General features: G+C 49.9%; 20 protein-coding genes. 3 read left to right on the forward strand and 17 right to left on the reverse strand.

What is annotated here, in order from left to right:
• Positions 1 to 2 precede the first annotated feature (2 nt).
• Genes folP through DXA57_RS04510 form a run of 4 tightly spaced genes read right to left on the reverse strand, consistent with a single transcriptional unit; the run spans position 3 to position 3,198 of the window.
• On the reverse strand, positions 3 to 827 hold the full coding sequence (folP, locus tag DXA57_RS04495) for a dihydropteroate synthase (RefSeq protein WP_117765061.1): 825 nt from the start codon (positions 825 to 827) through the stop codon (positions 3 to 5).
• A 20-nt stretch (positions 828 to 847) separates the two neighbouring features.
• Positions 848 to 1,333 carry an HD domain-containing protein gene (locus DXA57_RS04500; protein WP_330423192.1) on the reverse strand — a complete coding sequence of 162 codons (486 nt, stop codon included), beginning with the start codon at positions 1,331 to 1,333 and terminating at the stop codon, positions 848 to 850.
• Positions 1,330 to 1,884: a GTP cyclohydrolase I FolE gene (gene folE, locus DXA57_RS04505; RefSeq protein WP_117765063.1), complete on the reverse strand. Its 555-nt coding sequence runs from the start codon at positions 1,882 to 1,884 to the stop codon at positions 1,330 to 1,332. The genes DXA57_RS04500 and folE overlap by 4 nt, the downstream gene beginning before the upstream one ends.
• Positions 1,885 to 1,911: 27 nt before the next feature.
• Positions 1,912 to 3,198, reverse strand: coding sequence for a bifunctional folylpolyglutamate synthase/dihydrofolate synthase (locus DXA57_RS04510; RefSeq protein ID WP_117765065.1), 1,287 nt, complete (start codon positions 3,196 to 3,198; stop codon positions 1,912 to 1,914).
• Between the two features lie 196 nt (positions 3,199 to 3,394).
• Between DXA57_RS04510 and DXA57_RS04515 the strand changes: the two genes are divergently transcribed.
• Positions 3,395 to 3,793 (forward strand): putative ABC transporter permease, encoded by a 399-nt coding sequence (locus tag DXA57_RS04515; protein ID WP_117765067.1) that lies wholly within the window; start codon positions 3,395 to 3,397, stop codon positions 3,791 to 3,793.
• Between the two features lie 24 nt (positions 3,794 to 3,817).
• On the opposite strand, the gene DXA57_RS04520 is transcribed toward DXA57_RS04515, so the two are convergent.
• Positions 3,818 to 4,240: a PH domain-containing protein gene (locus DXA57_RS04520; protein ID WP_117765069.1), complete on the reverse strand. Its 423-nt coding sequence runs from the start codon at positions 4,238 to 4,240 to the stop codon at positions 3,818 to 3,820.
• A 233-nt stretch (positions 4,241 to 4,473) separates the two neighbouring features.
• Here DXA57_RS04520 and pyrB point away from each other — a divergent pair, with 233 nt between their 5' ends.
• Together pyrB and DXA57_RS04530 are read left to right on the forward strand one after the other, a co-directional pair.
• A complete protein-coding gene (pyrB, locus tag DXA57_RS04525; RefSeq protein WP_117765071.1) occupies positions 4,474 to 5,394 on the forward strand; it encodes an aspartate carbamoyltransferase in 921 nt (306 codons plus the stop codon).
• On the forward strand, positions 5,388 to 5,825 hold the full coding sequence (locus tag DXA57_RS04530; RefSeq protein ID WP_117765073.1) for an aspartate carbamoyltransferase regulatory subunit: 438 nt from the start codon (positions 5,388 to 5,390) through the stop codon (positions 5,823 to 5,825). The genes pyrB and DXA57_RS04530 overlap by 7 nt, the downstream gene beginning before the upstream one ends.
• 69 nt (positions 5,826 to 5,894) lie before the next feature.
• Here DXA57_RS04530 and DXA57_RS04535 read toward each other — a convergent pair whose 3' ends face one another.
• The 12 genes from DXA57_RS04535 to argB all read right to left on the reverse strand — a co-directional run bounded on the left by DXA57_RS04535 (position 5,895) and on the right by argB (position 19,801).
• A complete protein-coding gene (locus tag DXA57_RS04535; RefSeq protein WP_117765075.1) occupies positions 5,895 to 7,562 on the reverse strand; it encodes a nucleoside kinase in 1,668 nt (555 codons plus the stop codon).
• 3 nt (positions 7,563 to 7,565) lie between these two features.
• On the reverse strand, positions 7,566 to 8,258 hold the full coding sequence (locus DXA57_RS04540) for a tRNA (adenine(22)-N(1))-methyltransferase (RefSeq protein ID WP_117765077.1): 693 nt from the start codon (positions 8,256 to 8,258) through the stop codon (positions 7,566 to 7,568).
• A 30-nt stretch (positions 8,259 to 8,288) separates the two neighbouring features.
• Complete coding sequence (gene dnaG, locus DXA57_RS04545; RefSeq protein ID WP_117765079.1) at positions 8,289 to 10,061, reverse strand: DNA primase; 1,773 nt, start codon at positions 10,059 to 10,061, stop codon at positions 8,289 to 8,291.
• A 35-nt stretch (positions 10,062 to 10,096) separates the two neighbouring features.
• Entirely contained in the window at positions 10,097 to 11,104 is a 1,008-nt protein-coding gene (locus DXA57_RS04550; RefSeq protein ID WP_117765081.1) for a deoxyguanosinetriphosphate triphosphohydrolase, read from the reverse strand.
• On the reverse strand, positions 11,091 to 13,295 hold the full coding sequence (locus DXA57_RS04555) for a DNA internalization-related competence protein ComEC/Rec2 (RefSeq protein WP_117765083.1): 2,205 nt from the start codon (positions 13,293 to 13,295) through the stop codon (positions 11,091 to 11,093). Before DXA57_RS04555 ends, DXA57_RS04550 begins: the two co-directional genes overlap by 14 nt.
• 15 nt (positions 13,296 to 13,310) lie before the next feature.
• Positions 13,311 to 14,303, reverse strand: coding sequence for a GerMN domain-containing protein (locus DXA57_RS04560; protein ID WP_117765085.1), 993 nt, complete (start codon positions 14,301 to 14,303; stop codon positions 13,311 to 13,313).
• 11 nt (positions 14,304 to 14,314) lie between these two features.
• Entirely contained in the window at positions 14,315 to 15,751 is a 1,437-nt protein-coding gene (locus tag DXA57_RS04565) for an ATP-binding protein (RefSeq protein WP_330423193.1), read from the reverse strand.
• A 96-nt stretch (positions 15,752 to 15,847) separates the two neighbouring features.
• Complete coding sequence (locus DXA57_RS04570; RefSeq protein WP_117765087.1) at positions 15,848 to 16,540, reverse strand: response regulator transcription factor; 693 nt, start codon at positions 16,538 to 16,540, stop codon at positions 15,848 to 15,850.
• Positions 16,541 to 16,555: 15 nt separating this feature from the next.
• Entirely contained in the window at positions 16,556 to 17,134 is a 579-nt protein-coding gene (locus DXA57_RS04575) for a ComEA family DNA-binding protein (RefSeq protein ID WP_158571231.1), read from the reverse strand.
• A 102-nt stretch (positions 17,135 to 17,236) separates the two neighbouring features.
• Positions 17,237 to 17,665, reverse strand: a complete 429-nt coding sequence (locus DXA57_RS04580; protein ID WP_117765091.1) for a DMT family transporter — start codon at positions 17,663 to 17,665, stop codon at positions 17,237 to 17,239.
• A gap of 59 nt (positions 17,666 to 17,724) precedes the next feature.
• The gene (locus DXA57_RS04585; protein ID WP_117765093.1) at positions 17,725 to 18,915 is read right to left on the reverse strand and encodes an aspartate aminotransferase family protein; all 1,191 of its coding nucleotides are present in this window, start codon (positions 18,913 to 18,915) and stop codon (positions 17,725 to 17,727) included.
• Positions 18,908 to 19,801, reverse strand: a complete 894-nt coding sequence (argB, locus tag DXA57_RS04590; protein ID WP_117765463.1) for an acetylglutamate kinase — start codon at positions 19,799 to 19,801, stop codon at positions 18,908 to 18,910. The genes DXA57_RS04585 and argB overlap by 8 nt, the downstream gene beginning before the upstream one ends.
• Positions 19,802 to 19,838 lie beyond the last annotated feature (37 nt).

Genomic DNA, 19,838 nt, shown 5'->3' on the forward strand with positions numbered 1-19,838 from the left:
CCTTACTCTACGATCCACTTTTTCTCATGGAGAATGGCTTCTGTCATCTGAATGGCACGGAAATTCTCTTTCACGTCATGAACACGGACAAAAGCGGCTCCCTGCATCACACCGAAAACTGTCGTCACCATGGTACCTTCCACACGCTCGGAGGCCGGAAGATCCAGTGTCAGTCCTACAACGGATTTTCTGGAGGTTCCAAGTAGAATGGGATATCCCAGCTCTTTCAGATCATCCATATGGTGAATCGCAATGAGGTTGTGTTCATAGGTCTTTCCGAAACCGACACCCGGATCCAGAATGATTTTATCTTCTTTAATGCCTGCTTTTTTCGCAATGGCGATGGTCTCTCTCAGATCGTCCAGAAGCTCTTTCCGGAAATCCTGATAATCGGTATTGTCCCGGTTGTGCATCAGACAGCAGGATGCATCGTATTTTGCAATGACACCAGCCAGTTTTTCATCTGCCTTCAGTCCCCAGATATCGTTGACCAGATCAGCTCCTGCCTGAAGGGCAGCCTCTGCCACACCGCTTTTATACGTATCAACGGAAACGGGTACGCCGAATTCTTTTTTTACCATCTCGATCATGGGGACCACACGGCTGATCTCCTCTTCGTCGGAAATCTTTTCATAACCGGGTCTGGTGGATTCTCCGCCGATATCAATGATGGCTGCCCCCTCCCGGATCATATCCTCCGTATGCTTCTTTGCCGCATCCAGCTGATTCCATCTGCCTCCGTCAGAGAAAGAATCCGGTGTCACATTCAGGATTCCCATAACATAACAGTGATTTTTAAGATCAAACTCTCTATTTCCGATTTTCATAAACTGTTTCCTCCATCACTTCAGTACTCTATGATCAGATTTTTCTTTTCTGCACTCCAGTCACATTCCTTCTCTGCCTTGCAGCCAAAGCAGCTCCGGGACATTTTATCCGCCCGGTAAAGAATGCCTGTCAGACTTTTTTCATCTCGGATCTCCCGGTTCCGGTGATTTTCAATGGCTCTCAGAATACGTGCTTTCTCTTCTTCCGTATAGCCATGCCGGTCCATGAGTTTTTCTGCCAGCGGAAGGCTCGCCAGCTGATGCGGTGTCCCGTCTTCATATTGCACAAAACGGCCCACATCATGAAGAAGGGCCGCCGTATAGATCTCTTCTTTTTCAAGTTTCAGATTCTCTTCCAGATTAAAAAGATAGGCCAAGCGTGCCACATCCAGAAAATGTGCCATGTCATGGCCACAGAAGATCCTGTCTCTCTCGAAGAAAGCGATCTTCGAGAGACAGGTCCGATATAAGGGATCCTGAAGGATCTCATTCACCCGCTCCATCATCTTCCGATCATCCGATAGAAAGTATTCTGAAGCTTTTCATTGTTTTCAAAAACACCACGGGTAGTGACCGTAACGGTCTGTGCTCCCGGTTTCTTGATGCCTCTCATGGTCATGCACAGATGCTCCGCTTCGATCATGACCATCACACCCTGCGGATTCAAGTGTTCCATAAAAGCATCTGCGATCTGAGCCGTCAGACGCTCCTGGAGCTGCAGTCTTCTGGCAAACACCTCTACGGTCCTTGCGATCTTGCTCAGGCCCACTACCGTTCCATCGGGAACATACGCCACATGCACTTTTCCGTAAAACGGAAGCATGTGATGCTCGCAGAGAGAATAAAAGGTGATGTCTTTCTCTACTACCATCTCATTATTATCCACATGAAAGCGCTTGGAAAGATGCACGCCTGCATCCTCATACATTCCGCCGGCGATCTCCTCGTACATCCGGGCGATCCGGTCCGGAGTCTCCAAAAGTCCCTCTCTTTGCGGATCTTCTCCGATCCCCTCCAGGATTAATTTAACGCCTTCTCTGATTTTTTCCTGATCCATTTCAAATCTCCTTCTTCCGGCTGCCTTTCAGCCAAGTTCCTTCACTGCTTTTTCCGCTTCTCCCAAAAACGACAGGGAGCCAAACACGAGGATGATCTCCTCTTTTTCTGCAGATGTGATATTCTCTTTGACCGCTTCCGCAATGGTATCTGCCGTTGTCACCGGTACGCCAAAGGTCTCCCAGACCTTTTTCAGCTCTTCCTTCGGAAGAGCCCTCGGATTGCCCGGTGTTTCCACCGCTGTCACTTTCGCCGCATAGGGGGCTGTGATACGGATGACTTTCTCATATTCTTTGTCCTTGAACACTCCCATGATATAGGAAATCTTCCTTCCGGGGAAGTAAGTTTCTATCGAAGCTGCCAGTTTCTTTGCCGCATCCTCATTGTGCGCTCCGTCCATAATGACCAGAGGTTCCCTGTGAATGCAGGTAAAGCGGCCTCTCCAGACGGTCTTTTCCATGCCTCTTCGAAATGCTTCGTCAGAGATTCGAAAGCCAAGGCTTCGAAGTCCCTGCACAGCTTCCCAGGCCAGCGCTGCATTTTCGATCTGATAAGCGCCTGCCAGATGGATCCGGATGTTTTTTTCCGCTCCATAGGAAAAGCTCTGCTCTTCATATCCGTATTTCACATCAGAGATCTGTCCCGGATCGACGGTAATAAGCTTCGCATTCCGTTCTGCTGCTGTGCGCTTCAGCACCTCTGCCGCCTCTTCCTTCTGAAACGCGGAGATCACCAGGGAGTTTTTCCGGATGATATCTGCCTTACACTCCGCGATCTCTGTCAGATCATTTCCCAGAACGCCCAGATGATCCAGGCTGATGGATGCAAAAATCTCCATCATCACCTCAGCGATGGCATTGGTGGCATCATCTCTTCCGCCCATGCCTGTCTCCAGAACCACAATGTCACATTTTTTCTCTGCAAAATACAAAAGCCCAAGTGCTGTCTCGATCTCAAAAGCCGTAGGCGTCCGAAGTCCGTCCCGGTCCATGGCTTCCGATGCTTCCCGGATCCTTGTGACCAGTCTTGCCAGCGGCTCCTTCTCTATGTATTCTCCATCCACCTGGATCCTTTCCCGGTAGGAAAACAGTGTCGGTGAAATGTACCGTCCCACCCGATAGCCGCTCTCTGTCAGCACAGTGGAAAGGAAAGCCAGGACAGAGCCTTTTCCGTTAGTCCCCGCAATGTGGACGATCTTCAGTCCCTTTTCCGGATTCCCCAGGCGTCTCAAAAGCTCTCTCATGGCATCCAGGCCAAGTACACTTCCGTATTTAGCCACATTGTCTAAATATACTCTTGCCTCTTCGTAATTCATTTGTCTCCATTCTTCCTTCCGAGGGACTTTTTCTTATTCCCTCGTTAAACATGTATTATAGTATAAAAGCCCCGTTTTTTCAAGGGCGGAGTCATTGTATTAAAGAAAGTACATCCGGCCGTTCCACGCACAGATCTGCGGTCTGCTGATCGGAACATCCTGAATAATTTTACCGTATCCGGGAATCCTGTTTTATATGAGAAAAACATTCATTCAATGCGGCATCTTGGGCTGGGGCATGGAGATCCTGTGGACCGGGCTTGACTCCTTCCGGCGCCGGGATTATAAACTCACCGGTCATTCCTCCCTGTGGATGTTTCCCATCTACGGCTGTGCCGCCTTCATTGGCCCTTTATCCCGGCTTCTCCAAAAGAAACATCCGCTTTTTCGCGGAAATCTCTATATGCTCGGGATCTTTCTGGTGGAATTTTCCACCGGTCTGCTCTTAAAAAGAAAAGACTGGTGTCCCTGGGATTACAGCGACAGCCCGCTGAACATCCATGGTGTGATCCGTCTGGATTACGCTCCGCTCTGGCTCCTGGCCGGACTCTTCTTCGAGCATATACAAAAACATCCGCTGTCCTGCCATTTCTGACAGGAGCCAGCGGATGTTTTTATTTTAATGGTCACAGTCACAAGAATGCCCCGGCGGAAGGTCCGGAATTCCGTCACCATCCAGGTCCACAGGCACCGGTCCTCTGTTTCCGATGTTCTGCGTCTGAAGCGTCCTCTTTCTGGCACGCTGTTCTTCCGAAGCTGCCAGGATGAAGTTCTTTATCTCCTTGGAATGACGGATATGCTTCAGATGAAGCACCGGATCTGTCGCATCTCCTCCGAAGCACTCCACTGTACCGAGGCCGAAGATCCGTTCCGCCAGAGAACGCACCAGCCGGGTATCCACGATCTTGTACATATAACAGTCGTCCTCTTTCTGGCGGAGCAGACCGCTTTTTACCGTAATAAATTCTTCTGTCACATGATACGTTGTAAAAGTAAAAGGAAGGCCGAAAAACAGCCATCTTTTCCGTTCCTGAAATTTCATAGACACGCCTCCTGTTTTTCTATGATACCTGCTCAGTTTTTCCGCATCCGGAGCCTGCTCCTGCAGGCACAAACCTTTGCATCAAGTTTAAGTATTACCCTGATTTAAAATCAGTATAGCACACACAAAAGAAAATTCCAAAACAATTCTTGAAATTCTTTTCCCTTTGGTATATGATAGTAAAAACGCATCCGGGCGTAGTGCCCGGAGTCAAAACAGCAAAGGAGATATCTATGAGACATTTAATGAGTCCCCTGGACTTTTCCGTGGAAGAGCTGGAAAAAGTCCTCGACCTGGCAAAAGACATTGAAATGAATCCAAAGAAATACGCACATGCCTGTGATGGTAAAAAGATCGCTACTCTTTTTTATGAACCAAGCACACGAACCCGCTTAAGTTTTGAAGCAGCAATGCTCAATCTCGGGGGGTCTGTACTTGGTTTTTCTTCGGCCGATTCCAGTTCCGCCTCCAAAGGAGAGAGCGTGGCCGATACCATCCGTGTCGTTTCCTGTTATGCTGATATTGTTGCCATGCGTCATCCCAAGGAGGGTGCTCCTATGGTAGCCGCTTCCAAGTCCCGGATCCCGGTGATCAATGCCGGCGACGGCGGTCACCAGCATCCCACCCAGACACTGACCGACCTGATGACGATCCGCTCTTTAAAGGGCCGTCTCAACAATCTGACCATCGGTCTTTGCGGTGATCTGAAGTTCGGCCGTACCGTTCATTCCCTTATCAATGCACTGGTCCGTTACACCGGCATCCGTTTTGTGCTGATCTCTCCGGAAGAGCTTCGTCTTCCCAGCTATATCCGTGAGGATGTCCTGGATAAGAATCACATTGAGTACAAAGAAGAAGTCCGTCTGGAGGATGCACTGCCTGAGCTTGACGTCCTTTACATGACCCGTGTACAGAAAGAGCGTTTCTTCAATGAAGAGGATTATGTACGCATGAAGGATTTCTATATTCTGGACAAAACAAAGCTGGAACTGGCTCCCTCTGATATGCTGATCCTTCATCCACTTCCCCGTGTCAATGAGATCGCCGTGGAAGTGGACGATGATCCCAGAGCCGTTTATTTTAAACAGGTACAGTACGGCGTTTACGTCCGTATGGCATTGATTCTGACTCTTCTGGAGGTAAAAGTATGTTAAGTGTAGGACAGTTAAGTGAAGGTTTTGTCCTGGATCACATCCAGGCAGGAAAAAGCATGGAGATCTATCGTTATCTGAAGCTGGATCAGCTGGACTGCTGCGTAGCCATCATCAAGAATGCCCGCAGCGATAAGATGGGCAAAAAGGATATCATTAAAGTGGAGTGTTCTCCAGAAATGCTGGATCTGGATGTTCTGGGCTTTATCGACCACAGCATCACCGTCAACATCGTCCGTGACGGCAAGATCGTAGAGAAGAAACCGCTCTCCCTTCCGAAAAAGATCACCAACGTGATCCGCTGCAAGAATCCACGCTGTATCACATCCATCGAGCAGGGTCTGGATCAGGTCTTTTTCCTGGCAGATGAGGAAAAAGAGATCTACCGTTGCCAGTACTGCGAAGAGAAATATCGTCATTCCAGAAAGAAATGATTTTACAGAAAAATGCCGGTCGGGCGAGGTTTTTCAAGACCTCTGCCTGACCGGCATTTTCTTGTCTTCTTATACGTTGAAACAGCCGCCTCCGATAAATTCTCTTAAAAGGGAGTTGACCGGTACGCTGTCGTTCGGAATGCCTACAAAGTAATCCAGGAATTTCAGCAGGCGTTTTGCCTCCTGATATTCCGGCTCGTCCTTTCCAATGCCGAAAAGCAGCGGCTCTGCGTACATTTTCAGAACTGCCAGTTCATAGATCAGGGCAGAATTGAACATGACATCCGCATCCTCCTGATAAGGGAAAATGTAGTTTTCCTCTCCCCTTCGCACAGAAGGCCACATGGCAATGGTCTGTTTTGCCGAAGTTCCTCTTGTTCTGGCATCCCGGACGATCCGGCGGATCAGCCGTCCGTCTGTGGTAGGGATCCGATTGTGTTCATCAATATTCAGAGACGTCAGCGCGCTGATGTAAATCTTAAATTTATTCTCCTTCGGAAGAGAATAGCTCAATGCATCATTGAGACAGTGGATACCTTCAATGACCAGAATGTCATTTTCTCCAAGCTGACGGACTTTCCCTCTGTATTCCCGTTTTCCGGTAACAAAGTTAAAGCAGGGCATTTCCACCCGTTCCCCGCGAAGCAGGGCGTTCATATCGTGATTGAAAAGCTCCGTATCAATGGCTTCCAGACACTCAAAATTGTAGTTTCCATTCTCATCCTTCGGCGTTTCTTCTCTGTTTTTGAAATAATCATCCACAGGAATGGGATGAGGTTTCAGGCCGTGGGCCGCCAGCTGAATGGAAAGGCGGTGAGAAAACGTAGTCTTTCCGGACGAAGAAGGTCCGGCGATCATCACAAGCTTCTTTTTCGGATTTGCTGCAATCTCCGCTGCGATCTCAGCAATCTTCCCTTCCTGGTAGGCCTCCTGCGTCAGGATCAGCTCTCCTGCGTCCTTTTTCACAAAGTAGTCATTCATATCCCCTACGGTTGTGATACCAAGAAGACGGCTCCAGTGAAGCGTTTCTTTCTGCACGGCAAAAAGCTTTGGCTGCGGTCGGAATTCACCGATGATCTCCGGCTGTTTCCGGTCCGGAAACTCCAGGACAAAGCCTTCATCAAAGGGCTGAAGCCTGAAATAGCGGAGATATCCGGTATCCGGCACCATATAACCATAGTAATAATCCTCAAAACCATCCAGGTTATAGATATTTACCCGGGAAACTCTCCGGTAATGGAAGAGCTTTTCCTTATCCTTCATGCCGTACTGGCTGAACAGGGCAATGGCTTCATCCGTCTGGATGTTCTTTTTCTCCAGGGGAATGGCACACCTGACCAGTTCGTGCATTTTCTCTTCTACTTTTTTCAGAAAAGCCGCATCCGGTTCCACATTTCCGGAAATTGTACAGTAAAGACCGTTCCCCACGGCAAACTGGACCCGGACATGCTCTACGTTTTCATGACCGGCTGTATGATAGATAGCTTTCAGCATCATGAGAAGCATGCTCCGGCGGTAGGCGTTGTCACCGATCTTATCCGCTGTGGTCACAAAATCAAGCACACAGTCCTTTTTCAGGGTGTGATGAAGCTCCCGCAGCCGTCCGTCCACGGTCACCAGCACGATATCATGGTCTTTGGAGTTTTTGAAATCCTCCGCGATCCTGCGGTAGGAAGTTCCCTTTTCGTAAGTGTATTCTTTTCCTTCTATAGTAACTGTCAGTTTTGTTTCATCCATTTTTCAGTCCAACCTTTCTTTTGCTGCACGAATGTCTTCCAGTTCCTTTTCCACTTCTTTTTTCCGGAGAGCCGACTTCTCTCCCTCCATCACTCCAAGGTGCTCCCGGATCTCCTCAAACTTCCTCTCTTCTCTTTCCAGAAATTCTTTCAGGACCGGATCTTTTTTTCGTAAAAGCACCGGACCGTATTTCTTTTCCACCTCTGTCAGCGGAGCCATTTTCCCATGCTTCACCCGCATCATGGCATAATATTTGCCATCTTCACAAAGCATATGTTCTTCTTCGATGCGATATTCCTTTTTCTCCAGGAAATCCCGGACACGGCCGAATTCCGACTGCGGCTGGAGTACCAGGGTCTCCACACTCCGGAGCACTTTTTCCCCTTCTGTCAGAATGTGGATCACCAGGCCTCCGCCCATGCCTGCAATGACTACCGTATCCGCCTCACCATCCTTCAGAGCCTGGACACCATCACTTAAACGAAGCTCCATCCGCTCCTCGAAGCCATGGATCCTCCTGTTTTCCTCCGCCCGGAGGAGAGGTCCTTTTTTCACATCCATGGCAATGGCTCTCTCATATTTTCCTTTTTCCATCAAATAAATCGGTATGTATCCATGGTCTGTACCTACATCCGCCAGACAATGGCCGGCAGAAGCCAGATCGGCCACTGCCAGTAAACGCTGTGATAACTGCACGCAAATCCTCCTTATTTTTGTATTTTTCCCTCAGTCCAGAGAAATATGCAGCCTTCCGATGGCTTCCACTCTTCTCTTATCCGCCACGATCTTCTGAAGTCCTGCCATATCTGCCGGATCCAGATGTGCGGTCCGGTACTCGATGCTTCCCCGCAGCACCCGAAGAAGCGTTTCATTCAGAGCCTTTTCCAGCTCTGCCTTTGTCTCCACCGGTACCGTGGCATTGAAAAGTGCCGCCACCTCCCGCTGCTGCTCCGCATCCTCATAAGCGCTTAAGATCCGGGCCGGATTCACTTCTCCGTTCTTTAACTGTTCAAAAAGCTTTTCCGCCACTTCCCGGTAAAGAGGGTCCGTAAAGTCCTCCGGTGCCAGGTAGGCGCTGATCTTTTCATACAGCCCCTTCTGCTCGATGAGCCAGGTCAGGAGAAGACGCTGGGACGTTTTTTTCCCATCCTCTTTTTCCTTCTTTTTCTGAGGCCGGATGACCTCTTCCCGTTCCCGCCTGGGAGCGGTTCCGCGCATGGCTTCCCGGTTTACCATTTTCCGCAGGGAATCAAAGCTGATATGGTACCGTTCCGCCACCGCCTGGATATAGTTTTCCCGCTCCAGTTCCTGTTCAAATTCCATGAGCTTCCGGGCAGCCGCCTGATAAAAACCGGTTTTTCCTTCCGGATCGCGCATGTCAAAATCCCGTTCCAGAATGGAGATTTCAAAAAGAAAGCTGTTTTCCGCCTGATCGATCCGTTCCTGAAAAGCCTCCGCTCCCAGTGTCTTGATAAATTCATCCGGATCCTTATAAGGATCCATATGAAGAACTCTCGTGGAAATCCCTGCCGCCTTCAGCATGGGAATGGCCCGGAGTGCCGCCTTCACGCCGGCTCCGTCGCTGTCGTAGGTCAGGATGACCTCATCCGTATAACGCTTCAAAAGGCTGGCATGCTGCGTCGTCAGGGCGGTTCCCAGAGATGCTACTGAATTCTTAAACCCCGCCTGGTGCATGGAGATCACGTCCATATAGCCCTCGCAGACCAGCAGGTTCTTTTTCCGGGCAGTCCTGGCTACATTCAGGCCGTAGAGATTCCGGCTCTTGTCGAAAACCCGCGTCTCCGGGGAATTCAGATATTTCGGCTTTCCGTCTCCCATGACACGGCCGCCGAAACCGATGACACGGTTATTGACGTCCATGATCGGAAAAATGACACGGTTCCAGAATTTATCATACATGCCATTTCTCTCATCCACATTCATCAGACCGGACTCCCTGAGAAGCTCATCGGAAATGTTCTGTTTTTTCAGATAAAGATACAGGTCATTGCTGTATTTATTGGAATAGCCAAGACCGAAGCTCCGGATGGTCTCATCGGAAAGCCGTCTGTTTTTCAGATATTCCATCGCCTGACGGCCATTCTCGCTCCGAAGCTGGTAATAATAGTATTTTGCCGCCATTTTATTTACATTCAGGATCCGTGTCCGAAGATCCTGTGCCTGCCGCTCCTCCTGGGAGTATTCTTTTTCCGGAAGCGTAATGCCTGCCCGCTCTGCCAGAAATTTCAAAGCCTCCGGAAAGGAATAATTCTCGTATTCCTGAATGAAGGTAAATACGTTTCCACCTGCCCCGCAGCCAAAACAGTAATACATCTGTTTATCCGGACTCACGGAAAAAGAAGGGGATTTTTCATTATGGAACGGACAGAGGCCAAAGTAGGAACTTCCCTTCCGCTGAAGTTTCACATAGTCTGAAATGACACTGACGATGTCATTTCTTGAGCGCACCTCCTCGATCACATCTTCTGCATAATACATATCTTTACACTCCTTCCGCTGCATCCGTAGCAGTTCTATCCTCTCCAAGCCTTCGGAATAAAGATCTCCGCAAACCGGTCGATCGCATACTGGTCGGTCATTCCTGCAATGTAATCGCAGACCACCCGTTCCTGAGGCTGGTTTTTCTTATAAATCAGTTCCAGATATTCCTTCGGCATCCGATCCGCATGGCGGTTGTAATACCGGTAAAGCTCCTGGATCATCTCACGGGCCTTTCGCTCTTCCTGCTTGGCCTCGGGATTGTAATATACATGTTCAAAAAGGAAACTCCGAAGCCCCTGCATGGCCTCTTCGATCTCCTGTGACATATAAATGTCCGGTTTTTCATAGCTGTTCTTTACAATATCATGGATCAGCGTGTTGAGCCGTTCTCTGGTACTGTGCCCCAACGCCCGGCAAAACGCCTCCGGAAGCTCCGCCTCGGAAAGGATCCCTGCCCGTTCTGCATCATCGATATCATGATTGATATAGGCGATCTTGTCGGAAAGCCGCACAACTTTTCCTTCCATCGTGGAAGGATGTCCCGCTGTCCGGTGGTTCCGGATCCCGTCCCGTACCTCCCAGGTCAGATTCAACCCTTCGCCTTTTTTCTCCAGAAGCTCCACCACCCGGACACTCTGCTCGTAATGGGCAAAGCCTAAGGGACAGATCTCATTTAAGGCTCCCTCTCCCGCATGGCCGAAGGGTGTATGGCCAAGATCATGACCAAGGGCAATGGCCTCCGCCAGGTCTTCATTGAGCCGCAGTGCCCTGGTGATCGTCCGGGCTGTCTGCGCTACCTCCAGTGTATGCGTAAGTCTCGTCCGGTAATGGTCTCCCTGCGGAAGAAGAAAAACCTGGGTTTTATGCTTCAGCCGCCGGAATGCCTTGCTGTGAAGGATCCTGTCCCGGTCTCTCTGATAGACCGGCCGGATATCGCAGGGCGGCTCTTCCCGCTCTCTTCCTCTGGATTCTCTGCTCAGGGAGGCATAGATACTAAGATAATCCGCCTCCCGCTGTTCTGCCATCTCACGAATGTTCATATGAATCACCTCTCTCTATTCTATCGAATTTCTGTTCCAATTTCCACCCCTTTTTTCCGTTGACCGGATAAAGTGTGACGGCGCCGCTTTTCATGGTATAGAAGATACGGCAGCCTGCCCGTTCCAGCCTTTCGACCGTTTCCGGCGCCGGGTGTCCGTACCGGTTGTCCTCTGCACAGGAGATCACAGCAAATCCCGGAGAAATCGCCTCCAGAAAGTCTTCCCCGGTGGAGAAACGGGAACCGTGGTGTCCCACCTTCAGAACAGCCGCCCGAAGATCCGTTCCTGCTTCCAAAAGCTCCTGTTCGCCCTCTTCGCCCAGATCCCCCGTAAAAAGAATGCGAAGACCGCTTATTTCCACCATGAGAACCTCCGAGTTTTCATTCTCATCTTCTTTTTTCTGATCTTTCACAGGAGAAAGGCAGCGGATCTCTGCCCCTTTTTCCCGAAAAACCGTCCCGCGGCTGATGTAACAAAGTTCTGTACCAAAGAGGCGGGCTTCTTTCTCCAGCCGTTCCCTGGTCTCATCCCCCGGAAGTGCTGACAGACAAAGATGGCGGATGGGGATCCCACGGAACTGATCCTTCAGAAGTTCCTCCGCCCCGTTGATATGATCGGCATCCATATGCGAAAGAAAGAGATAATCCAGAGAAGAAACTCCCCTCGATTTCAGAAATGGCAAAAGGCGGTAGGTCCCCACATCGGAAACCGTCGTACTGCCGCCGTCAATGAGACAGGTAGTACCTGCTTCCGTGCGAAGAAAACCCGCATCTCCCTGACCGACGTCCAGGAAAGTGACTTCGACGGGACGGTGGAATGGAAGACAGAGAATACAAAGAGCGAAAATGATAAAAAATATTCTGACCTCTATTCTGTGTTGATTCTTTTTTCTCGCTCTACATCTCCCTCCCCACACTGCTGCTCCCACCAGCACATAATACAGTGCGATCCGCCACAGCTCCGGCTGCCCGATGACCGCCCTGCTTCCCGGCAGCACCTCTGTCCGCTCCAGCAGTGTCTGGAAAAACCTCAGAACACCCGCGGAAGCCCCGGCGAGAAACATGCCCGCTGCCACAGAAACGCCTCCCGTCAGCATCCCGGCCGCTCCGGAAAGAAACACCACCGGCACCAGAGGGATCACGATAAGATTCAGAAAAACCGCATAAGGCATCCACTCGTAAAACCAGTAAAGGGTACACGGCAGCGTAAAAAGCGTCACAGAAAGCACGGAAAGCAGGCTCATTGCCGCTTTTTTCTTCCAGCCCAGCCTTTTTTGAAGGGCCGGATAAACCAGGGCCACCGCCCCCACCGAGAGAAACGAGAGCTGAAAGCCGCACTGAAACAGCTGCAAGGGCTGCTCTGCCAGGATCAGAAGCCCGGAAAGTGCCAGAGCGGAAACCACATCATAGGTTTCTCCCAGAAGTTCCGCTCCCAAATAAACAAGAAACATAAAAACAGCTCTTTTGGCCGATACTCCAAAGCCGGTGAGAAAACCATAAACCACCATACAACTCCCACTCACCAGGGCAGAAAAAGGATAGCTTCTCTTTTTCTTCCGTAAAAAGCGATAAAGAAGCATGCCAACAAGTGAAATATGCAAGCCGGAGATCGCCAGGATATGCGAGATCCCGCCAGACTGGTAAAGCTCCTTCTGTTCCTTTTTCAGACCGCTTTTTTCTCCCAGAAGCATGGCCTTGAGAAGAGCGGCTTCTTCTTTTCCTGTGATCTTTTCCAGATTTTGCGCCCAGAAAGAGCGCAGTTCATAAAGCTTCTGAAAAAAGATATTTTCCTTTGCCTCGATCACGGTAAGCTTTGCTTTTTTCAGAACCATACCGATGCCCCTGGCTTCATAATAGGCCTTCTGGTCAAACTGACCGGGATTGGAAGCCTCCTCCAGAGGCGCATAGCTTCCTGCTGCTTTTACTTTGTATCCGATTTTTAATGTTGTTTGCTGATTTTCGTAGACAAGAACCTGTCTTTGATAAGATAGATCAGATGATAGATAAATATGAGACAGACGGATCTGCCGGCTGTTTTCTTTTTCCGCGATTTCTTCCACGATGCCGGTCAGCGTGACCGTTTCCCCATCGGAAAGCTCCGGCTGCCGGGAAGCGGGAAGCCCCCGCTCCCCCAGCACCAGGATCAGAAAAGCCGCCAGCAGAAACGCCAGAAGAAGGGGACGTTTCGTCATATATGCGCCTTTCCATCAAAAAAAATTCTTCCAGAGTGAATCGACACCTACCGAAGGCTCCAGCACATCACTTTCACTGGAAACGACCTGACGGATGAGATCCTCCCGTCTGCTAAAGGACTGATTCAGATCGATCTCATCCCGATAACGGATCTCCCGGGAGCCTTCGATCTGTATGATCACTTCCCTGACACCGACCGCATCCGTAAGTGCATCCACCACCGCATAAAGACTGGTCTCTGCGGACACATTGGACTCTGCGGAAGGGGCCGCATTAAAAGCAGCATCAAAATTAACGGTACAGACACTGCCATCCTTCTGGACAGACAGCACCTTGGTCTCCGGCGGCAGCACAGCCTGCAGTCTGGAATTTACCGGACCCTTGATCAGTTCCTCCAGCACGACTTTTTCCAGCGTGGAATTGGAAGAGTAATGGACATTTCTCATTTCCCGCTCCATCAGACTGCCGTCACTGTCTGCAAAATACAGGGACAAGGTCGCATTCTGATAAGAGTTGATCCCATTGCCTCCGGTATTGATAAAAGATTCTGCCGTCATGGCACCTACCACATCGCCGGCCTCATCCACAAGTGGTTCCCCGTTGACCGTGATCACCACCTGCTCCACGTTGGATACCTGGATCAGTGTATTGACAAACGCTGCACGGACCAGGATCTCACGGACCGGATCCATATCGTTGTATGCCTCATTAAAATCCACATCTACTTCCCTGGCTTTCAGAAGACAATGATCGACCCGGACTTCATCCGGCAGTGCTTTCACATGGTCGCTTCCCACCTGGGGACGCCCCATTTTTTCCAGAAGCTCTTCCGTCACCTCTCTGGGAGAAGCCGAGTTCTCCGGCGTATAACTCTCCTCTATCAGTTTTGTTCCGGAGGTGCTTACATAATACACCTGATACTGCATGGAGCTGCCGTTATTTTCCGAACAGCCGGCCAGAAGAAGGGCAAGAAGAAAAATACCCAGAAACGATACTGTTTTTTTCATATCAGGCCTCCTCAATCTGCATGGATCAGAGGAATACGGACCGTAAAGGTCGTACCCTCACCCAGTTTACTGTATACTTTGATGGCTCCCCGGTGCATAAGAACGGCACTTCTGGTAATGGCAAGACCAAGTCCCGTGCCTCCGATCTCTCTGGAATGGGATTTGTCCACCCGGTAAAAACGTTCAAAAATATGTTCCTGTGATTCCTCCGGAATACCAATACCGGAATCCTCCACTTTTACATAAAAATATTTGTGGTCCACATTCAGTGAAACACGGACCCATCCCTCTTCTTTGTTATACTTGATGGCATTTTCCACCAGATTAGAAAGAGCCAGGCTCAGTTTTGTCTCATCCACCTGCGCTACCACAGGCTTGAAGCTTTCCAGTACCAGTTCCACTTTTTTCTTATCAGCGATGGGTTTCAGCCGCTTGATGAGCTGTTCCAGAAGCTCGTTGATGTTCTTATCCTCGATCTGAAGGTCCGCCGCCTTTTTATCCAGCTTCACCAAAGACAAAAGATCGTTGATGATCTTGTTTTCCCGGTCGATCTCCTCACCGATATCCGTCATGAATTCCTTATAAAGCTCTACCGGCACATCGTCCTGGGCGATCAGGGAGTCCGCCAGCACCTTCACGGAGGTGATCGGCGTTTTCAGTTCATGGGATACGTTGGATACAAACTCCTGTCTGGAATCCTCCAGCACACGGAGCCGTTTCAGCATCCGGTTATACGCTTCGGAAAGAAGCTGCGTCTCCGTATAGTCCGGAATGGAAATATCCTCATCCAGAAAGCCGCCCGTCATCTCATCCAAAGACTGTGTGACTTTTCCGAACGGACGAATCAGAAGCCTGGAGGTATAAAGAGCTACCAGAAAAACAAGCGCCGCCATACCGATCTGAAGAAGAAGTACCCTGTGGCTTAAAGCCGACCGGCTCTCCTGGATATCATTGGTAGGCGTACTGATGACCAGCACACCTTCCACCTCATCCGCGTCATTTTCCAGCGGGATCGTCATTTCAATAAACCCGCTGGTCTCATCGTAACGCATGGTCCTGGCGCCCTGAAAACACTTCAGAAGCTCTTCTGAAATGATGAGTTTGTTTTCATCCAGGCCGTATGTATCCTTAATGATCCGGAAACCGTTGTTCACAATGACGATGCGGCCATTATAAAGCCCGGCCAGCTGGGAAAGCTCCATCTCTGCCACTTCAGAGGTGTTTCCCAGAAGATAGCCGGAACGGACCAGTTCTTCTGCCAGGCTGATACACTGGTTCTGCACAAGCGAGCCTCTCTGCGTGATGCTCTGTTCCTCAAAGCTTCTTAAAATTCCCTGCTTGATCAGCATGATGGGAATGATACCCACCAGCATAAAAATGACAAAAATGCGGAACTGCAGGCTTTTTCCGTACTGCCGGATCCATTTTCCCTTAAAAAATTTTTTCACTGTCATTCCCCTGTCAACAAAAGGCCGGCGCAAAAAACGCCGACCTTTCTTTATGGTGATGCCGCCGTCAGGCGACCTGTCTTTTTTCCTTGTCTGTCAGGTCTGCTGGAAATAATAGCCTACGCCCCATTTGGTATGAACGTATCTCGGCTCGCTGGGATTCGCTTCGATCTTCTCTCTTAAGCGGCGGATATGTACATCCACGGTACGCACATCACCCGGATATTCGTAACCCCACACGATATTCAAAAGATTTTCCCGGCTGTACACCTTGTTCGGGTTGAAAACAAGAAGCTCCAGGACATCAAATTCCTTCGCTGTAAGGTTGACTTCCTTTCCGGCAATGCTCACACGGCGCCCTTCGCAGTCCAGACGAAGATCTCCGGCTTCCACCACTTTGCTTTTGCTCTCTTCCGGCGCCTTTCTGGCGGTACGGCGCATAATGGCCTTCAGCCTTGCCTTGACCTCCAGGATATTGAACGGCTTGGTGATGTAATCATCCGCACCGTACTCCAGTCCCAGGATCTTATCCATATCATCACCCTTGGCAGTCAGCATTACGACCGGCACCGATGAAAATTCCCGGATCGCCTGGCATACCTCAAAACCGGTAAGCCTGGGCAGCATCACATCCAGAAGAACGATATCATAATCCTTCTCTCTGACCATATTCAGGGCTTCCTCACCATCATAGGCACAGTCCACCTCCATTCCATCCTGCTCCAGACTGAAACGGATTCCTTTCACGATCAGTTTTTCATCATCCACTACCAGTACTTTCTTTGCCATGGGCCATTCTCCTTACTAAATCTTAATCTTATCCCTGATCTTCTGAAACATGGCATCCTTGATCCCGCTCACCTGCATGATGTCCTCCGGCGAGGAAAAACCGCCGTTTGCCTCACGATAGGCAATGATATCCGCTGCTTTCGCCTCTCCGACCCCCGGAAGGGTCATAAGTTCTTCTGCCCCTGCCGTGTTGATGTTGACTCTGCCGTCCGTCTCCGCCTGATCAGCAGCCTCCTGTACTGCCTCTCCCTTAAAGGGGATATAGACCTGCTGTCCGTCCGTTAGCTCTGCCGCCTGGTTCACCAGCTCGTCTTTCGCTTCCGGAAGAAGGCCTCCTGCCGCTTCCACTGCCTGAAAAACCCGACTTTTCTCCGGAAGTTCATACACTCCCGGAACTGCCACGGCTCCCCGGACATCTACAAACAAAGTCATGCGGGAAATCTCTGTATATGCTTCTCCGCTCTCCTCCGCCACGGATGAGACAACCGGAAAAGTTTCCTCTTCTATTTCCATCGCCTGCTTTCTCTCACAGCCGGTACAGCATACGCTTACCAGAACCGCCAGAAAAAGAAAAATCTGCCAGACATGTTTCATTTTTTCTGTATCTCCTTTCATCCTCCGATGAAAGGCCCCTTACACAGACAATATTATTGTAGCGGAAATTTCACATTTTTACAACACATTTTTAAAACTTTTTTACCATTTGAAGAGGACGATCCCGATAACAGCAAGCCCCATCCCTGCCAGTTTTTTCCATTCAAAAGGTGTTTGTTCCACACCAAACCAGCCAAAAAGCTCGATGAGCCAGGCTACGATAAGCTGCGAGATCACGATGAGCATGGCTGCTCTGGCCGGTCCGAGATCTGCCATACTTCGGATGACAGTCACCGTGATAAAGGCTCCGATGACGCCTCCCAGGAGTGCCCATTTGTCTGGTACCTCCAGCAGCGTCAGAAAACTCTGCCCGTCTTTAAAGGCCCAGGCCAGAAGACAGACGATCAGTGCCGTCAGCTGTACAAAAGAGGTGGAGACCCAGAGACTTGTTGCCTTTGTCACCTCCGTGTTGAAAACTCCCTGAATGCTCATCAGGGCTCCTGAGATCAGTGCGATCATGATTCCTGACATAAAAAAACTCCCTTTGCTTTTTCACAGTATGTGCAAAGGGAGTGCTCTTTATTCCTTTTTCAGAAACTCTTTTCCAGCTTCTCGATCATTTCATCAATGTGTTCTTTCTCGATGACAAGCGGTGGAACAAGACGGATCACATCGTTTCCTGCGGAAAGGATGATAAGATCGTTTTCCAGGGCTTTTTTCAGGATCTCACCCACCGGACGGCCGGTGACCACCAGTCCCTGCATGAAGCCTTTTCCCCGGCGGCAGCTTAAGAAATCGTATTTCTCCACCAGTTCATCCAGCCGCTTTTCCAGATAAGGCGTCAACTCTCTGACATGATCCACGATATGATTTTTCTCAAAGAGTTCAAATACCTTGGACACTGCCGCACAGGCAAAGGGATTGCCTCCATAGGTGGTTCCATGGTCTCCCGGAACCAGCGTGGCATTGGCAGTCTTTTCATTGAGCACAAAGGCTCCTACGGGAACACCACAACCAAGCGCTTTCGCCGTGGTCATGATATCCGGTTCTACACCGTATTCCTGCCAGGCATACATGGAGCCGGTACGTCCCATACCGCACTGGATCTCATCCAGGATCAGAAGGATGTCATTCTCCTCACAAAGCTCCTTTACCCCGCTGAGGAATTCCTTGGTTGCCGGGTAAATGCCGCCTTCTCCCTGAACGGTTTCCAGAATGATGGCACAGGTTTTGGGCGTGATCTGCGCCTTCACGCTCTCCAGATCATTAAAGTCTGCAAAACGGATGCCGCCGATGAGCGGTTTGAAGGGCTCCTGGTAATGGCTGTTTCCGGTAACAGAAAGTGCACCCATGCTTCTTCCGTGGAAGGAATGTTTCATGGCAATGATCTCATGATCCGTACAGCCATCCTTATTCCAGGCATATTTTCTTGCCGCCTTGATGGCTCCCTCGATCGCCTCTGTTCCGCTGTTTGTGAAGAAAACCTTGGAAAGGCCGCTTGCTTTGACCACAGCTTCTCCGGCCTTCATCAGCGGTACATGGTAATAAAGATTGGAAGTATGGATCAGCTCATCGATCTGCTTTTTCAGCGCTTCATCATAGTCCTGGTAATGATAGCCAAGTGCAAACACAGCGATACCGGCGCCAAAATCCAGATATTTTTTTCCTTCCACGTCTGTAAGATAAACGCCATCTCCTTTTTCCAGGACCACCGGGAAGCGGTTGTAGGTATGAAGGATCACCTGTTCCGACCGGCTGATATATTCTTCTGTCTTACTCATGAGTTTCCTCCTTTTCCCCGGTGATCACCGTACCGATACCGGTTTTTGTAAAGAATTCCAGCAGAAGGCTGTGTTCCATTCTGCCATCCAGGATATGTACTTTTCCTACGCCTGCTTTTACGGCATCCACACAGTTCTGGATCTTGGGAAGCATACCGCCGCCCACATTTCCGCTCTCCAGAAGAGCTTCCGCCTCTGAGATCGTCAGAGAAGAAATCAGGCTGCTACGATCCAGCGGATCACGGTAAACACCTTCAATATCCGTAAGAAAGGCCAGTTTGCTTGCTTTCATCGCTCTCGCGATCGCACAGGCTGCATCATCTGCGTTGACATTATAAGAATGATAGTCACTGCCGGAGCCGATGGGGCAGACCACCGGAACAAAGTCATGATCGATGAGGGTATTCAGAATATCCGTATTGACCTCTGTCACCTCTCCTACATAACCGATGTCCTGGCCCTTGGAAAGCTTTTTCTCCACACGGAGAAGGCTTCCGTCTTTTCCACTGATACCAACTGCCTTGACGCCGACCTTTTCCATCATGGAAGCAAGCCCTTTGTTGATCTTATTTAAGACCATTTCCGCGATCTCCATCGTATCCTTGTCCGTCACACGAAGACCGTTTACAAAGTTCGTCTCAAGACCGGCTTTGTTCACCCATTTGGTGATCTCTTTTCCGCCGCCATGGACAATGATCGGATGGAAACCGACCAGCTTCAGCAGTGCCACATCGCGGACCACGTTCTTTTTCAGTTCATGATCCACCATGGCGCTTCCGCCGTATTTCACAACGATGGTCTTTCCCCGGAATTCTCTGATATAGGGAAGTGCCTCAATGAGAACGCCTGCTTTTTCAAACCAGTTTATCATATTGTTTTCTTCCATTTTTTTCTCCATTCTGCCGTCTGAACGGCGGTCTTCA

Source organism: Blautia sp. OF03-15BH (assembly GCF_003463065.1).
GTDB lineage: Bacteria > Bacillota > Clostridia > Lachnospirales > Lachnospiraceae > Limivivens.

Excerpts from the sequence above, each read along its gene's own strand:
- DXA57_RS04530 (WP_117765073.1), top strand. The coding sequence starts at position 5,388 with ATGTTAAGTGTAGGACAGTTAAGTGAAGGTTTTGTCCTGGATCACATC.
- DXA57_RS04570 (WP_117765087.1), bottom strand. The coding sequence starts at position 16,540 with ATGGCAAAGAAAGTACTGGTAGTGGATGATGAAAAACTGATCGTGAAA.
- folE (WP_117765063.1), bottom strand. The coding sequence starts at position 1,884 with ATGGATCAGGAAAAAATCAGAGAAGGCGTTAAATTAATCCTGGAGGGG.
- DXA57_RS04560 (WP_117765085.1), bottom strand. The coding sequence starts at position 14,303 with ATGAAAAAAACAGTATCGTTTCTGGGTATTTTTCTTCTTGCCCTTCTT.
- DXA57_RS04500 (WP_330423192.1), bottom strand. The coding sequence starts at position 1,333 with ATGATGGAGCGGGTGAATGAGATCCTTCAGGATCCCTTATATCGGACC.
- DXA57_RS04585 (WP_117765093.1), bottom strand. The coding sequence starts at position 18,915 with ATGAGTAAGACAGAAGAATATATCAGCCGGTCGGAACAGGTGATCCTT.
- DXA57_RS04580 (WP_117765091.1), bottom strand. The coding sequence starts at position 17,665 with ATGTCAGGAATCATGATCGCACTGATCTCAGGAGCCCTGATGAGCATT.
- pyrB (WP_117765071.1), top strand. The coding sequence starts at position 4,474 with ATGAGACATTTAATGAGTCCCCTGGACTTTTCCGTGGAAGAGCTGGAA.
- DXA57_RS04575 (WP_158571231.1), bottom strand. The coding sequence starts at position 17,134 with ATGAAACATGTCTGGCAGATTTTTCTTTTTCTGGCGGTTCTGGTAAGC.
- folP (WP_117765061.1), bottom strand. The coding sequence starts at position 827 with ATGAAAATCGGAAATAGAGAGTTTGATCTTAAAAATCACTGTTATGTT.
- dnaG (WP_117765079.1), bottom strand. The coding sequence starts at position 10,061 with ATGTATTATGCAGAAGATGTGATCGAGGAGGTGCGCTCAAGAAATGAC.
- DXA57_RS04535 (WP_117765075.1), bottom strand. The coding sequence starts at position 7,562 with ATGGATGAAACAAAACTGACAGTTACTATAGAAGGAAAAGAATACACT.
- DXA57_RS04515 (WP_117765067.1), top strand. The coding sequence starts at position 3,395 with ATGAGAAAAACATTCATTCAATGCGGCATCTTGGGCTGGGGCATGGAG.
- argB (WP_117765463.1), bottom strand. The coding sequence starts at position 19,801 with ATGGAAGAAAACAATATGATAAACTGGTTTGAAAAAGCAGGCGTTCTC.
- DXA57_RS04510 (WP_117765065.1), bottom strand. The coding sequence starts at position 3,198 with ATGAATTACGAAGAGGCAAGAGTATATTTAGACAATGTGGCTAAATAC.
- DXA57_RS04520 (WP_117765069.1), bottom strand. The coding sequence starts at position 4,240 with ATGAAATTTCAGGAACGGAAAAGATGGCTGTTTTTCGGCCTTCCTTTT.
- DXA57_RS04550 (WP_117765081.1), bottom strand. The coding sequence starts at position 11,104 with ATGAACATTCGTGAGATGGCAGAACAGCGGGAGGCGGATTATCTTAGT.
- DXA57_RS04555 (WP_117765083.1), bottom strand. The coding sequence starts at position 13,295 with ATGACGAAACGTCCCCTTCTTCTGGCGTTTCTGCTGGCGGCTTTTCTG.